This is a genomic window from Priestia sp. VA7 (assembly GCF_055710015.1).
The window spans coordinates 1,016,093-1,029,995 of the sequence record NZ_JBVQPN010000001.1; the positions used below are offsets into that span (position 1 = coordinate 1,016,093).

Sequence of the window (13,903 nt, forward strand, 5' to 3'; positions counted from 1 at the left end):
AGATATATGGAGAGAAAGGAGGAGGTCAAGGTGAGTGATGACAAAAAGTCACCAGCATATAATCATACAGAAATTCATCATAAAATTGAGGCTTCTCCAAAAGCGCCGGGAATCAAAGCCGCTTTTCGCTTTAACCACGCTTCTTCTCCGTGGGTAAGAGGAATCAGCTCAGGCTTGTCTTCAAGCCTGCCGATTTTGATAGGGATTTTGTTTGATCATTTGCAGTACGGACTCATTGCAAGCATTGGCGGCTTTACATATTTGTATACAAAAGATGAGCCTTATGCGCAGCGTGGCGTTAAGTTATTTTTAGCTTTGCTTGGCGTTACACTGTGCTTTACACTCGGCTCGTTATTTGCTGACGTAGCTTGGATGAAAACTATTTTATTTGGTGTTATTGGAGCTGTATCGGTTTATGTTTTCGGAGCATTAAAAATTCCAGGACCTTCTGCCATGTTTTTTGTCCTTTCATTTGCTGTGAGCACGAGCATTCCAGCGCCGAATTTGCAGGCTGTTTTTTTGCACGCAGGACTCGTTTTTTTAGGAGGGACACTATCTTGGTGTATTAGCATGAGCGGCTGGCTTATTAACCCGCGCGGACCTGAAACTGCCGCTGTGGCGAAAGCGTATAGGCAGCTAGCTTCATTTGTCGGGTCTCTTGGTACGGAATCGTTTCACGCCGAGCAGCATAAAACGGTTGTCGAGCTTCGAGCAGCGGAAACAGCGATGAAACAAGCGAAAATTAATCGAAAAAAATCATCGTTTGCGCATCGTCTGTTTTTATTAAATCAAAAAGCCGAAGGGCTATTTATCTTTGTGATGGCCGCTGCGAACGATTTTAATCCAGCTGTTTCTAAAAAAGCACAGGCGGTGATTGAAACGTTCGCATCCGAAATGGCCACGTTAAAAAAACATAAAAAAATTCGAGACGTTCGAGAAGAAATTGAAGAGCTGTCCATCAAAGAAGAGCTACGTACATTGCTATTGGATGTAAATGACGTTCTTCAAATGAAAGAATTAAAAGAAACAGAGTATATTCAATTTTCACAAGGCAGCGTAAAAACACGGTTAAAAGCTGCTTTTCACAAACGTTCGTATGTGCTTAAAAATGCTTTGCGCTACGGAATTATTATGATCATCGCCGCAGCCGTTGCCTATACGACAAATATTCCAAGGTCTTACTGGATTCCGCTTACGTGCGCGGGAGTAATGCTTGGAGCAACCGTTCGTGCAACGGTTCAGCGAGGTATTCAGCGCTCTGTCGGAACTATTTTAGGTATTTTAATTGGAACCGGAATTTTGATGCTTGAACCAACGGGAATCGTCATTGCGCTCATTGTCTTCGTGCTTCAGTCAACGATTGAAATTGTAATTGTCAAAAACTACGCGCTCGGCACGCTCTTTATCACACCAAATGCTCTTTTAATTGCTGAAAGCGGTCATCCGGATAAAGCGATTAGCTACTTTACGTCTGCTCGAGTGATTGATATTGTCATTGGTTCTGTTATTGGAGTAGTAGGCACGGTATTAATTTTTAAACGAGCTTCTTCACTTCGTTTGCCATATTTGCTGGGAGATGTGATACGAAAAGAAGGACAGTTTTTAGAAATGCTAAGCACCGAACAAGATGAAGAAAGAATTAAACGAGAAAGAAATAAGCTTCAAGGAGAACTCGTTAATCTTCGGGCGCTGTACGATAATGTGATTGGAGAATATTCTAAAACGGCCGTCAAACTAGAAGGGTTGTGGCCTGCAGTTGTCGCTACACAGCAGTTAGGTTATATGCTTCTTGCGTCGTTTGAAGGATATGAGCTGTCAGAAACGGAGAAACGAGAGCTTCAGGAAACATTTGCTCAGCTAGCTGCAGCAGCTGAGCAAAAACGAGCGCCAAAGCTTTCAAGTGTTCCGACCCTGAAACACTATCCTATTATTCAAGGGGAAATAGTCGCTTTATATGAAAGTCTGCAGGTGGAAATATAAAAAGCACGGAACCCAGGGGCTCCGTGCTTTTGTTTTTACATATCCACAACTTCATTTACCGTTTTATTTACATCGTCACGCGTCATTTTTTCTTTTCCTTTCATCAAGGCGTTTAATGTTCCATCAGCAAGCGCTAACGGAATTTTACAGAAATGAAGGATTGGAAGCGATTTGACATCTTCTAAATATTTCTTTCCTAGTGAAAGATTGCGGCGAGCGTAGGCAAACATATCTTCTCTGCTCCAATTGTTAGGAAAGAAGCTGACTCCGCGCTCTGAATCTTCCGAGGTATTACGCAGGATATTAACAGACTGCAAGCCGCGTCCAAACGCAATAGCTAATTCTTTATCTGTTTCCGTGCCGTCATACCATTTCCAAATGTCATTAAGCATCACACCTACTAGACCAGCTACGTAGAACGTATAGTCATCTAAATCCGCTTCATTTTGAATATGCCAGCCTTTTTCTACCCAATCGGCCATTCCTTTGGCCATAATAGAAGTTGCATCTAATACTTGATCTGCAACTCCAGTCGGACAAAGCGCAATCCAGTTGCCGAGCTGAAGCGTTACGTCAGGTAAATCAGCTTGATAAGGACCTACTAATGCCATGTACTCGTCTTCGTTAAAAGACTTTTTTAACAGGTCACTAATGGCGTAAAGCAAGCGGCTTTTTACACCGGCTTCTAGCTCAGGGTGATCTTCAATTTCATCAATTGCCCTCATACATAAGTAAGCAGATCCTACTGCATCCTGCAATTCTGCCGGCAAGTGGCTAATTGGAATAAAAAATGTTCGGCTTGTCTCTTTTAACATCACCATTGCGTTGTCGCGTAATTTGTTGGGTACACTCATTGATAACTAGCTCCTTTTTACATATCCACATGTCAAATTAGTTTAAGTTTTCATCTTATATACTATAGTAACAAAAAATGAGCATTTAATGGAGTTTAAAGATTACTTATTAACGATATTGTCATTATTTTGTAGTATTTGTACAGGGAAACTTGTAACATATACAAGTTTACACTACGATAATACTCGTTCATTCTTCGTTTTACAGAAATAAATGGTTTATTTTTAAGAAAATTGCTGTCATGCTAATGAATTAGATGAGCTTTTAAGAAAGTATTCAACAGTGGGTTATACATAATATAGGACAATATAGAGGTGAATGCATGAAAATTTTAATTTTAGAAGACGATGATAAAATATATGAATTAGTGAAAGAGAAATTTGAACAGTGGTCATTTGAAGTGGCTGGAGTAGAAGACTTTCAAAAGGTAATGGAAGTATTTATTGCAGAAAGCCCAGAGCTTGTTATTTTAGATGTGAATTTGCCTGTATATGACGGGTTTTACTGGTGTCAGCAAATACGTACAGTTTCAAAAGCTCCTATCGTCTTTCTTTCCTCTCGTGAACACCCAATGGATATTGTTATGGCAATGAATGTTGGCGCGGATGACTATATTCAAAAGCCGTTTAACTTGGATGTTCTTGTTGCTAAAGTGCAGGCGCTTCTGCGCAGAACGTATTCATATGGAGACACGATTTCAGACGTTATCGAGTGGAACGGCGCGGTACTAGACTTAAAAAAAGGAAGTTTGCATTACAAAGATCAAGAAATTCATTTAACGAAAAATGAATTTTTTATTTTACGGCTTCTTTTGGAAGAACGAGGCAAGATTGTATCGCGAGAAGAGCTTATGCGAAGGTTATGGGAAGATGAGAAATTTGTAAGTGACAATACGCTTTCTGTCAATATCACACGCATTCGCACCAAGCTGGAAGAAATCGGGCTGAATGATAAAATTGTGACCAAAAAAGGCCAAGGATATTTGGTGAATTAAGATGTGGAAAAGTTTTTTAAGAGAAAGACTAAGCTGGATTTTATTTGTTCTTATATGGCTGAGTGTAATTGATGCTCTGCTGCTGCTTGAGTATGATATTAAGGTGTCGTCCACTTCGTTTTGGTATTTGAATCTACTAACGCTGTGTCTGCTGATTCTGTTTCTTTTATGGAGAGGAATAAAAGAAAGAAGATTTCTGAAAAAGTTGACCTTAATGCTGCGGAATGATGCGTACGATTTACAAGAAATGCAGCCATATGTTCGAACAAAAGCAGAAGAAGACATGCTGAGTTTGCTGCAGCATATAGATCGTGTATATCGCAGACAAACTCAAGCTCTTCACGTACAGCAGCGAGAGCAGCAGGAATATGTAACGACTTGGGTTCATGAGATCAAGACGCCGCTTACTGCGATGAAGCTGCTTATTAATGCTCATCGTACAGAGCTTTATAAATGGCCTTGGCTAAAGGATATTGAAGATGAGTGGATGAAAATTGACGGATTAGTAGATCAGAATTTATATTCTGCACGCCTGCAGTACTTAGAAAAAGATTATCAGGTGCAGGCAGTGTCGCTAAGCGAACTTGTTTTTCCAAACGTTGCGTACTTCTCAAAATGGTGTATTGATAAGAAACTGCATATTGATGAAAAAAATCTAGACATACTGGTGTACACTGATTCAAAGTGGATGCAGTTTGTTGTGAGGCAAGTGCTGTCTAACGCCATTAAATATAGCCCTCTAGAAGGAAAGCTTTCTTTTTTTAGTGAAGAAACGCCAAAGTACGTAAAGTTATTTATCGCTGATCAAGGAAAAGGGATTCCAACTCAAGATCTTCCCCGGGTTTTTGAAAAAGGATTCACAGGAACTGCGGGAAGAAAAACGAAGGGAGCTACGGGGCTAGGGCTGTATTTTTCAAAAAAAATTACAGATGCTCTTGGCCATCGAATAGAGGTGAATTCACTTTTACACGAAGGAACCACGGTGATTCTGACCTTCTACAAACCGAATTCTTTTGATAACCTTTCAAAAATGTAAGATTGCACGCTGAGATTGTCATCTGCTTCAAACGAATCTTTCCTTGTTTCAAAGTAAGATAGAGCTATACACAAGGAGGGAACGTACATGAAGCGAAAGTGGATTAGCCTCTTAGCTCTGCTTTTGGTTGTAGGGGCAGGTATAGGAGGAATAAAGATTTATCAAAAAGCCGCAACGGAGCATCAATACGGGATTATCCCAAAAGAAGCAAAAAAAGTGGATGAGTATGGACGAGTTCAATATACAATTTCAGTGATAAACGAAAAAGGACAAACAACGTTTCAAACATTTACAACGATTAAACAGTTAAAAGAAGGAACGGTTATTGACCTTTTCGTTCGAGGCAATGAAGTTCGGAAATATGACGTTATAACAAAGAATGAGCTGCCGCAGCGAGTGAAAAGCATGTGGCCTACAAAAGAACGAAAGGAGGAGGAAAAGTGAGCGTTGTTCTTGAAGGAAAAAATGTAACCAAAACGTTTGGATCAAGAGGAAATGTATACGAAGCGCTAAAAGGAATTGATTTTACAATCGAAGAAGGAGAGTTTGTCGGTATTATGGGACCATCTGGAGCGGGAAAAACGACGCTGATGAACATTCTTTCAACGATTGACCGTCCCACCGATGGCGAAATATGGATTCAAGGAGAAAACGTGGCGCTCATGAAAGATAAGAAACTGTCTGCTTTCAGACGCAATCATTTAGGGTTTATTTTTCAAGATTATAATTTATTGGATACGTTAACGGTAAAAGAAAATATTCTTCTTCCGCTTACGGTTATAAAAATGTCTAAGAAAGAGATGGAAGCGAAGCTTAAAGACACCGCAACGCGACTAGGCATCTATGAGCTGGCCGATAAGTATCCGTATGAGATTTCTGGCGGACAAAAACAGCGCGTTGCAGCAGCGAGAGCAATGATTACGAATCCAGCCGTTATTTTCGCCGATGAACCTACCGGAGCTCTTGATTCCAAAGCTGCTTCAAGCCTGCTTGAAAAGCTGTCGCAATTAAATCAAGAAGACCGTGCCACGATTATTATGGTGACGCATGATCCGCTGGCTTCAAGCTACTGCAGCCGCGTGCTGTTTATTAAAGACGGACAAATTTACACGGAGCTGTTTAAAGGCGGACAAACGAGACAAGCATTTTTTAAACGAATTATGAACATTCAAGGCGCATTAGGCGGTGAAGGCTATGACCGTATTTGATCTTGTTAAAAAGAATATGCGCAAAAATATTAGCCGGTACAGCCTTTATTTCTTTTCAATGATTTTTAGTATTATTGTGTACTATGTGTTTGCTACGCTTCAGTACGACCAATCGATTTCAAAGGTTATTGGAGAAGAGCTGAGGCTGCAGGGCATTTTTAATGCTTCAAACTACGTTCTGCTTACCTTTATTGTTGTCTTTATTTGATACACAAACTCATTTTTTATCGGGCAGCGTAAGAGAGAGCTCGGGCTGTATCATTTAGTCGGCATTGAAAAACGTACGATTGGAAAAATGATTTTTTATGAGAATATGCTGCTGGGGATTTTTTCTCTGGTGGTCGGTATTTTACTAGGTACCGTGTTTTCAAGGCTGTTTGTGCTGTTTTTACTAAAGCTTATGGGACTGTCGCTTTCGATTACGCTCACATTTTCTTTTCAAGCGGTTTTAAAAACAGCCGTAGTGTTTTTGATTGTTACCATTTTTATATCGTTTCAAGGCTATTTTATTATGTACCGCTATACCCTATTAGATCTGTTTCAAGCAGAAAGCAAAAGTGAACGCGTAAATAAAATGAATTCGAAACGCTCAATTGTAGTGGGAGGACTGGGTATCTTACTCGTTGGCTACGGATACTACCTTTCATTGGGAAATATTGTGACACCTAAGTTTTTTCTAATTGTAGCCGTTGTACTGTTCTCGGTCATTTTCGGTACATTTTTACTTTTTAAAGCCACAATTGAGTGGCTGATGGGGCTTTACCGAGAGCATGCAAGCCGATATTATTCGTTTGCAAATATGCTAAGCGTTTCTACTATGATGTATCGAATTAAAGCAAATGCACGAGTGTTAACATTAATTACGATCCTATCGGCTACTACACTCGTAGCAGTTGGTGTGACGTATTCCTCGTACTATAACACAAAAGCCGACGCCAGAAGCATGCAGCCTTATGACTATACGCTGCACAGCAAAAACGCAGCGGAAGGTTTTATGGATGTACTGCGTGAGTTAGATATCCAATCAAATCAGTATGTCTATCATATCGTGAAGCACTCTGCTGATTTATCGGACTTTCGATTTATTACATCTGGTTACTATGGAGATGGTGAGCGAATCAGCTTTTTAGATGAAGAGGAAGTGCGGAAAAATGGCGTTGCGATTCCTGCGTTAAACGCAAACGAAACCGTTGTGTTTGATTCGATGGCAAAAGGAAAAGTATTTAAACCGAGTACAGGTAAAACGGCAGCTGTGCCGCTGAACAAATCAGAACAGCTTGCTTTAAAAGTTATTAAATCAGAACCTTCGCTTATCCTTGATTCTGAGAGTGCCGGCTATCAGTTTGTAGTCAATCACGACACGTTTATCAAACTTTCAAAGGCTGGAAAAAAGCAGGCGGTGTACGTATTTAATACGGATGATGGAAACAAACAAAATGAACTTACTAAGAACTATCATCAGATTACAAAAGAAGCTGGAGAAAGCCGTACTTCATACTATGATGTGTTTCAGGCAGGGCTAATGAGTAAAGGATTGTTTATTTTTATTGGAGGGTTTTTAGGACTCGTCTTTTTGATGGCAACGGGCAGTATTATTTATTTTAAGCAAATCTCCGAAGCCGAACAAGAGCGCAAAAGATTTGAAGTTCTGCGCAAGCTTGGGTTTTCAGTGTCTCAAATGATGAGCGCCGTTCGGAAGCAGCAGCTGTTTACGTTTGGTTTGCCTTTAGTAATTGGCATCTTGCACAGTCTATTTGCGCTGAAGGTCATTACGAATCTAACCGGTGAAAGTCTGATCGTTCCTGTTTTAATAGCGGATGCAGTATACGGGGTTATTTATTTCATTTTTTACTGGCTGACAATGAATTACTATCGAATGGTAATAAAGCGACTGTAAAGAAAAGACTGTTTCGATCAAAGAAACAGTCTTTTTTTGTTGAAAAAATAAAAGGTATGGAGTAGCGAAAACCTGAATATAAAAAAGGGTATATAAAAACTAGAGAGTTGTATAGGAGGGGAAAGATGTGAAAGCAGATGCTGTGTTTGAAGGGGGAGGCGTTCGAGGAATTGCATTTACGGGTGCGATTGAAGCGATGGAAGAAAGCAATGTAGAATGGCAGCGTCTAGCAGGTACGTCAGCCGGAGCGTTGATTGCGGCACTTTTGGCGAGCGGCTATAAAAGCGGGGAAATTCGCAGAGAGCTTCAAAACATGGACTATGCTAAGTTTCGCGGGAAAACGATCATTAACCGAATTCCTCTGATTGGAAACTTGATTGAACTGATGGTTCATTTAGGCTTTTATAAAAATGATTATTTGGAAAAATGGGTGTATGGTCTGCTGCGTGAAAAAGGAATCGAAACGTTTGCGGATTTGCCGGCAGATAAGCTGAAAATTATTGCCTCAGATATTTCGAACGGACAGATGCTTGTGCTCCCTGACGATTTGCCCCGATACGGAATGCAGCCAAGCGATATGAAGATTTCACAAGCTGTGATGATGAGTGCGTCCATTCCTTTTTTCTTTCGTCCCGTCATTTGGAAATCCAAAGGGTTCAAGAGGTCCTACATTGTCGATGGAGCGCTTTTAAGCAATTTTCCGATTTGGCTGTTTGATACGGAGCATCCGCGTTTCCCAACGTTTGGTTTTCGATTTGTAAAAGAAGAAATTGATACAGCTGCTATTATTCCAACACCTGTCCATTTATTTAAAAGCATGTTTACAACGATGCTGCAAGCTCACGATTTGCGGTATTTGAACGCGGAGACCAAAGAACGAACCGTACAAATTCCAACGGGGGTGATTACGGCAACGGATTTTGCCTTAAAGGAAGAAGAAATTGAATTTTTATATGAATCTGGTTATATATCGGCAAAGCGCTTTTTAGAAAAGTGGGATTTTGAACAGCATAAAATGAATCGGACCGGACGGCAGCTGACAAGAAGAAAGCTCCCGTAACAGGAGCTTTTCTACGGCTGTTTTAAAATGTTGACTTCAACAGCTTCGCCTTTTGCCGGAACGGAATACTGAACGCTTTTGTCTTTTTTGAGCCATGCTTTAACGAGCTGTCCTTTTTTGTATGTTTGATCATCCGAAACTTTTACATAAATAGGCTGTACATCGCTAGAACCAAGTATTTCTTTTGTTGTATAGTCAAGCGCAGTATCTCGCGGAATGACGTTTGCAATAAGAATTTCATCCCGTTTCACTTCTAAAATGCGCCCTTGAACTAAATAGCCGGCTGGCTTTTTTGACTGCTCGGCGTTATCAGAACAGCCGCTTAAACAAATAAAAAAGAGAAGAAAAAGTGCAGTTGATTGAACGGTAAACTTCATAAAATCTCCTTTCCGTTTCAACATGACTACCATTATAACGCGTTTGACCATTTCTTTTCCAGTTTTCGGAGAAAGCAAGAGGTAATCGTTGACGTTATTTCAGCACGCATGATATGTTTTAACTCATAAACGCTATTTTTACTAGAAGTCACGCTTAGTACGGGAGGTCCTTATATGGATGTTACCTTTTTAACCAATGTTATTCGACATATATTAGAACGAGATAATTTTGTCATTGACTTTGAAGAATCAGATGAACAAAATATTCACTTTTGGCATCGAGACGAGCCGTTTCGCCTTTTTATTTCAGAGCAAACGGAAAGTTATTTAGTATGGACCGTTTTTGAAGATGAAAAGGAACAGTGGAGCGGAAAAACATTTCTCCAAGAAGTGACGAATACGTGTAAAGACTGCAGTGAGCCAATCGCGCACTGGATTTATAAAGATGGAGGCAAAGCAGGTTATTGCGATCATTGTCTTCAAACGTTTGGAAATGCGTATTTTACAAATGCTGATGATATCAAGCAAAACCTTCATTTAATTGACGGTTCTATTTGTTTTATTACCGATGAAACTGGAAGCGATTGGTGGATTGCATATGAAGGATTCAAACGAGTAATTGCAAGATTAGAAGAAAATCCCGATCAGAAAGTCGAAATGTACAAGCCCGAATATCCGGTCTTTAAATGGGAAATACATTTTCTAACGGAAAACAATTCTGCTAGCTTTAAGTTCAAAGATGACTTTGCATCTGGAATTGTACCGAAGGGAAGAATACTCTAACATCCTTGTTATAAGGATGTTTTTTCTTATAATGGGAAGTTTTTTTGAAAAAAATAATTAATTTAGGTTAAAAAGAAGGAATTAAAGGGTAAAGAATAGAAGATATATCACTATAGGAAGAATGGGGGAAATAATTATGACAACTACAACAAATTTAACACTGGGGTACAAAATGTACACGATTGATTTTAGCCGTCCAACGCAGTCTAACGAGGCATTGCTGGATTTCTTTAAAGATGTGCAGCACAGACAGGGAAATAATGCAGAAAGCTTTTCTAAAACATTAATGGAAATCGAAGAAATCAAAACAAAATATGTAGATCATGAAATCGTACTGCTGGCTAAATCGCTTGAACAGCAAATAAGCCGCTCAAATGCAGAAAAACTTGAGGTCTGATAATCACCAGAAATGGTCGATTTATCAGACCTTTTTTATTTCTATCGATGTAGCACTTTATACTTGGCTAAAGGGCAGCCAAGTATAAAGTGCTAGACCTATGCGGAAGTTGCCCTCCCTTGCGGGTTGCCAACTTCCGCATAGGTGGACCTTTTTGGGGAAATTCAAGGGGACTGACTGAGAATACGGTAGTGTGGCTTTTAGGCTGAAGAGAGAATTCTGTACATTTTAAAGAATGTTTGATTTTATCAAAAGTTGTAGATGAATAGACTATCAAGTCGTTGGAGGCGTTGTATGGTTGGACTTTGCAGCTGGAAGTGTGCAGTGAGTGGAATAAGTATTGCGAGTGTCTACAGTAAACAGCCGTCGTGGCAGCAGGAGTGCTATTTGGTGACACCTGGTAAAGTTTATTATGAGTCGTGCTATCAAGGGTACGGAGAGTTTGCGGGAATGGATATTTTTTGTTTGATGAGAGAAAGCGGAGCGGGGAAAGAAGACAGTGAAGGGGTAGCGGCTTTTAAGCCTAAGATTGTGCTGGCGAAGTATTACAGCGGACAGCGTTATGAAGAACTGGCGGAATCAGAGCTGTGTCCGTACGCAGGCTATTTTTTTGAAGGGTGGAAGGAAGGGTAGCGAATATACATAAAAGCTGTAGAGATATCTCTACAGCTTGTTATTAACGTCTTGTTTCATCGACAGATTGTTCTAAATCACTTACTTCTTGCGTAATTGTATTTAATTCTTCTTGCACCGCTTCAGCTTCAAGAACAGGATCTCGAACGATTTCTGTCGTTTCAAGCTCTTCTGCTGCAGCCGTTTCTGCAAGCGGCTGTTCTTTAACAGTGCGCAGAGATTTCACTTTGTTGACAACTTGCGAAGATTGTTCGGAGACTTTTTGTGAAAGGCGGGCCGTGCGCTGTTTGAGGTCTTGGCCTTTTGCATATACCGTTTCTTTCACTTGACCTGTTTTAGCAAGTGCTTGATTCGCTCCGTCTTGAATAGAAGCACGCAGCTCTTTTCCTGACTTTGGCGCTACTAGTAAAGCTGTTGTGACACCGACTACGCTGCCTACTAACGTGCCGACTAATAACTCTTTGCTTCCACCTTTTGTTTCTTTACCCACTGTTTCTTTTACGTTTTCTTTTGTCATGACATTTCCTCCTTTTATAATATGTAATATGAAGGGTTTACCATTTTGTTGAATACTTCCTGTAAAACGCAAATGATTCGCTAAAAAAATGTGCAAGTGCCGTCGGACGCTCGTACAGGCTGGTGAAATTTGATTGTATATAGTATTCAACCACCTGACAGAAAAACCTTCTTTTCTGCTATAAAAACAGAAAAAAACTTATCTATAAAATCCGACACAAGAAAACGACAACATTCGTTCTTTGGTAGCATTTTCACTTAAAATTTTATATCATAGAGGGCAAGGAGAATACGTTCTCTTTTTTTAGATGCTGGAGGGATTGAAGAAATGGCTGAATCGAAGTACAGAACGATTTTAGAAGCAAAATCTGGAGAGTTAGAAGCATTAAAAGACAAAGCAATCAAAGACACCTGGCAGCCGATTTATCATATTCATCCACAGTACGGGCTGATGAATGATCCAAACGGATTGATTCAATTAAACGGTGAATATCATGTGTTTTATCAGTGGTATCCGTACGGTGCGATGCATGGAATGAAGCACTGGGCTCATGTGAAATCTACGGATTTAGTAACGTGGGAACGCCTTCCGGTTGCGTTAACGCCAACGGAAGAATATGAATCGCACGGCGCATACTCAGGCGGCGCGATTGAAAAAGATGGTCAAGGGCTGCTGTTTTATACGGGGAATGTAAAATACGAAGACGGCTCACGTTCAGCTAATCAATGTATCGCGATGCTAAACAGGGATGGAAGTGTGGAAAAATACACGCATAATCCAGCGGTACAAGGCGTTCCTGATGGGTATACAGGACATGTGCGTGATCCGAAAGTATGGAAAGAAAATGATACATATTATATGCTGCTGGGCGCTCAGCGTGAAAACGAAACGGGCGCGTTAATTGTGTATGAATCAAGCGATGCGCTTCAGTGGTCATTTAAAGGCGAAGTTAAAACATCGCTTCCTGACTTTGGCTATATGTGGGAGTGCCCGGATTACTTTAAACTGGATGGAAAAGATGTGTTTGTCTTTTCGCCGCAAGGAATCAAAGCGGATGGCCACAATTTTTATAATATTTACAATGTAATTTACGCGGTGGGAACATTTGATGTGGAAAGTTTAACGTTTGAAATGGAGTATTACCGTGAAATTGATAAAGGGTTTGACTTTTATGCACCGCAAACGTTCCAAGATGAAAGCGGACGTCGCTTACTATTTGCATGGATTGGAAACCCGGACGTTGACTATCCGTCAGACGAATACGGATGGGCCCATGCCTTAACGCTTCCTCGTGAACTTTCGCTTGAAGGAAATGAACTTGTTCAAAAGCCTGTAGAAGAGTTACATAAGCTTCGAGATCAAGCAGTTCATTTTAGAGGAACGCTAAAAAATGAAGAAGTGATCATTGATGAAGCAACAAACAATGCATATGAAATCAATATGACGTTCCGCGAGATAGGGGCCAAACAGTTTGGTTTAGAGCTATTTAATAGTAAAGAAGAAGAGCTTCGCCTCGTGTTTGATACAGAAAAGCAAGAAGTGCGACTCGACCGTTCTTCATTCCACCATCAATATGCAACGGAATACGGTGTGGTTCGCTCTGAAAAATGGACAGCGTCAAATGAAGTCGATGTTCGTGTATTTGTCGACAAAAGCATCGTCGAAATTTATATAAACGGCGGCAAAATTGTCTTCACTTCCCGGGTATTCCCGAAAAAAGATTCCAAATCAGCTGTAAATGTATTTGCAGAAGGGGCTGTGGATTACCGTATTGATTATTACGGTATGTCGCGCGGTATTTAACATAATAAAAAAGAAAAGCCAATGAAGATCATTCATTGGCTTTTTGGTTTCTATAAAAATAAGATACAAATACATGAAGCAACTAAATGAGGGACAGCTGCAATAATAAAACGTTTCATCCATTCGGTATCCTCTCGCTGCCGGACCGGGGTAAAGTAAGGTCCTCTCGTTTCAAATCGAAATGTGTCCAGTAAGGTTACGAGTGCAATTGCCGTAAGTAATATGCCAAGAGGGCCTGAAATATAGTAAATATACTGCCAGTTGCCTGCTGTAATAGAAATAATAATCACAATAATTAAAGATATAATGCCAGATATTAATCCTGTTTTCAAACTCAAAATCTCCTTACATCCAGTTTTTGCT

General features: G+C 40.2%; 15 protein-coding genes and 1 pseudogene. 12 read left to right on the top strand and 4 right to left on the bottom strand.

What is annotated here, in order from left to right:
- The first annotated feature begins 30 nt into the window (after nt 1-30).
- Nucleotides 31-1,980: an FUSC family protein gene (locus tag AC0C45_RS05285; protein ID WP_237892811.1), complete on the top strand. Its 1,950-nt coding sequence runs from the start codon at nt 31-33 to the stop codon at nt 1,978-1,980.
- Between the two features lie 35 nt (nt 1,981-2,015).
- On the opposite strand, the gene AC0C45_RS05290 is transcribed toward AC0C45_RS05285, so the two are convergent.
- The gene (locus tag AC0C45_RS05290; protein ID WP_472927940.1) at nt 2,016-2,834 is read right to left on the bottom strand and encodes a squalene/phytoene synthase family protein; all 819 of its coding nucleotides are present in this window, start codon (nt 2,832-2,834) and stop codon (nt 2,016-2,018) included.
- Between the two features lie 323 nt (nt 2,835-3,157).
- Here AC0C45_RS05290 and AC0C45_RS05295 point away from each other — a divergent pair, with 323 nt between their 5' ends.
- The 7 genes and pseudogenes from AC0C45_RS05295 (at nt 3,158) to AC0C45_RS05325 (ending at nt 9,030) form a co-directional block, all read left to right on the top strand.
- On the top strand, nt 3,158-3,829 hold the full coding sequence (locus tag AC0C45_RS05295) for a response regulator transcription factor (protein ID WP_257061484.1): 672 nt from the start codon (nt 3,158-3,160) through the stop codon (nt 3,827-3,829).
- 1 nt (nt 3,830) lies between these two features.
- Nucleotides 3,831-4,865, top strand: coding sequence for a sensor histidine kinase (locus AC0C45_RS05300; protein WP_280168656.1), 1,035 nt, complete (start codon nt 3,831-3,833; stop codon nt 4,863-4,865).
- An 87-nt stretch (nt 4,866-4,952) separates the two neighbouring features.
- Nucleotides 4,953-5,309 (top strand): DUF1093 domain-containing protein, encoded by a 357-nt coding sequence (locus AC0C45_RS05305; protein ID WP_047930655.1) that lies wholly within the window; start codon nt 4,953-4,955, stop codon nt 5,307-5,309.
- A complete protein-coding gene (locus tag AC0C45_RS05310) occupies nt 5,306-6,073 on the top strand; it encodes an ABC transporter ATP-binding protein (RefSeq protein WP_047930654.1) in 768 nt (255 codons plus the stop codon). Before AC0C45_RS05305 ends, AC0C45_RS05310 begins: the two co-directional genes overlap by 4 nt.
- Nucleotides 6,060-6,281, top strand: coding sequence for a hypothetical protein (locus AC0C45_RS05315; protein ID WP_472927941.1), 222 nt, complete (start codon nt 6,060-6,062; stop codon nt 6,279-6,281). The genes AC0C45_RS05310 and AC0C45_RS05315 overlap by 14 nt, the downstream gene beginning before the upstream one ends.
- 15 nt (nt 6,282-6,296) lie before the next feature.
- Nucleotides 6,297-7,970, top strand: a pseudogene (locus AC0C45_RS05320) (ABC transporter permease); the annotation flags it as partial.
- 127 nt (nt 7,971-8,097) lie between these two features.
- Nucleotides 8,098-9,030, top strand: coding sequence for a patatin-like phospholipase family protein (locus tag AC0C45_RS05325; RefSeq protein WP_013084539.1), 933 nt, complete (start codon nt 8,098-8,100; stop codon nt 9,028-9,030).
- 11 nt (nt 9,031-9,041) lie between these two features.
- On the opposite strand, the gene AC0C45_RS05330 is transcribed toward AC0C45_RS05325, so the two are convergent.
- Complete coding sequence (locus tag AC0C45_RS05330; RefSeq protein ID WP_034649615.1) at nt 9,042-9,407, bottom strand: DUF3221 domain-containing protein; 366 nt, start codon at nt 9,405-9,407, stop codon at nt 9,042-9,044.
- 174 nt (nt 9,408-9,581) lie between these two features.
- Here AC0C45_RS05330 and AC0C45_RS05335 point away from each other — a divergent pair, with 174 nt between their 5' ends.
- From AC0C45_RS05335 to AC0C45_RS05345, 3 genes are all read left to right on the top strand, one after another.
- A complete protein-coding gene (locus AC0C45_RS05335; protein ID WP_013084537.1) occupies nt 9,582-10,190 on the top strand; it encodes a hypothetical protein in 609 nt (202 codons plus the stop codon).
- A 136-nt stretch (nt 10,191-10,326) separates the two neighbouring features.
- On the top strand, nt 10,327-10,587 hold the full coding sequence (locus AC0C45_RS05340) for a hypothetical protein (protein WP_016765166.1): 261 nt from the start codon (nt 10,327-10,329) through the stop codon (nt 10,585-10,587).
- 294 nt (nt 10,588-10,881) lie between these two features.
- Nucleotides 10,882-11,220 carry a hypothetical protein gene (locus tag AC0C45_RS05345; RefSeq protein ID WP_257061499.1) on the top strand — a complete coding sequence of 113 codons (339 nt, stop codon included), beginning with the start codon at nt 10,882-10,884 and terminating at the stop codon, nt 11,218-11,220.
- A gap of 43 nt (nt 11,221-11,263) precedes the next feature.
- Here AC0C45_RS05345 and AC0C45_RS05350 read toward each other — a convergent pair whose 3' ends face one another.
- Complete coding sequence (locus AC0C45_RS05350) at nt 11,264-11,737, bottom strand: YtxH domain-containing protein (RefSeq protein WP_237892806.1); 474 nt, start codon at nt 11,735-11,737, stop codon at nt 11,264-11,266.
- Nucleotides 11,738-12,064: 327 nt separating this feature from the next.
- On the opposite strand from AC0C45_RS05350, the gene AC0C45_RS05355 reads away from it, so the two are divergent.
- The gene (locus AC0C45_RS05355) at nt 12,065-13,540 is read left to right on the top strand and encodes a glycoside hydrolase family 32 protein (protein WP_034649623.1); all 1,476 of its coding nucleotides are present in this window, start codon (nt 12,065-12,067) and stop codon (nt 13,538-13,540) included.
- 50 nt (nt 13,541-13,590) lie between these two features.
- Here the strand turns inward: AC0C45_RS05355 and AC0C45_RS05360 are convergent, their stop codons facing one another.
- Entirely contained in the window at nt 13,591-13,872 is a 282-nt protein-coding gene (locus AC0C45_RS05360; protein ID WP_028414975.1) for a hypothetical protein, read from the bottom strand.
- Between the last annotated feature and the right edge of the window lie 31 nt (nt 13,873-13,903).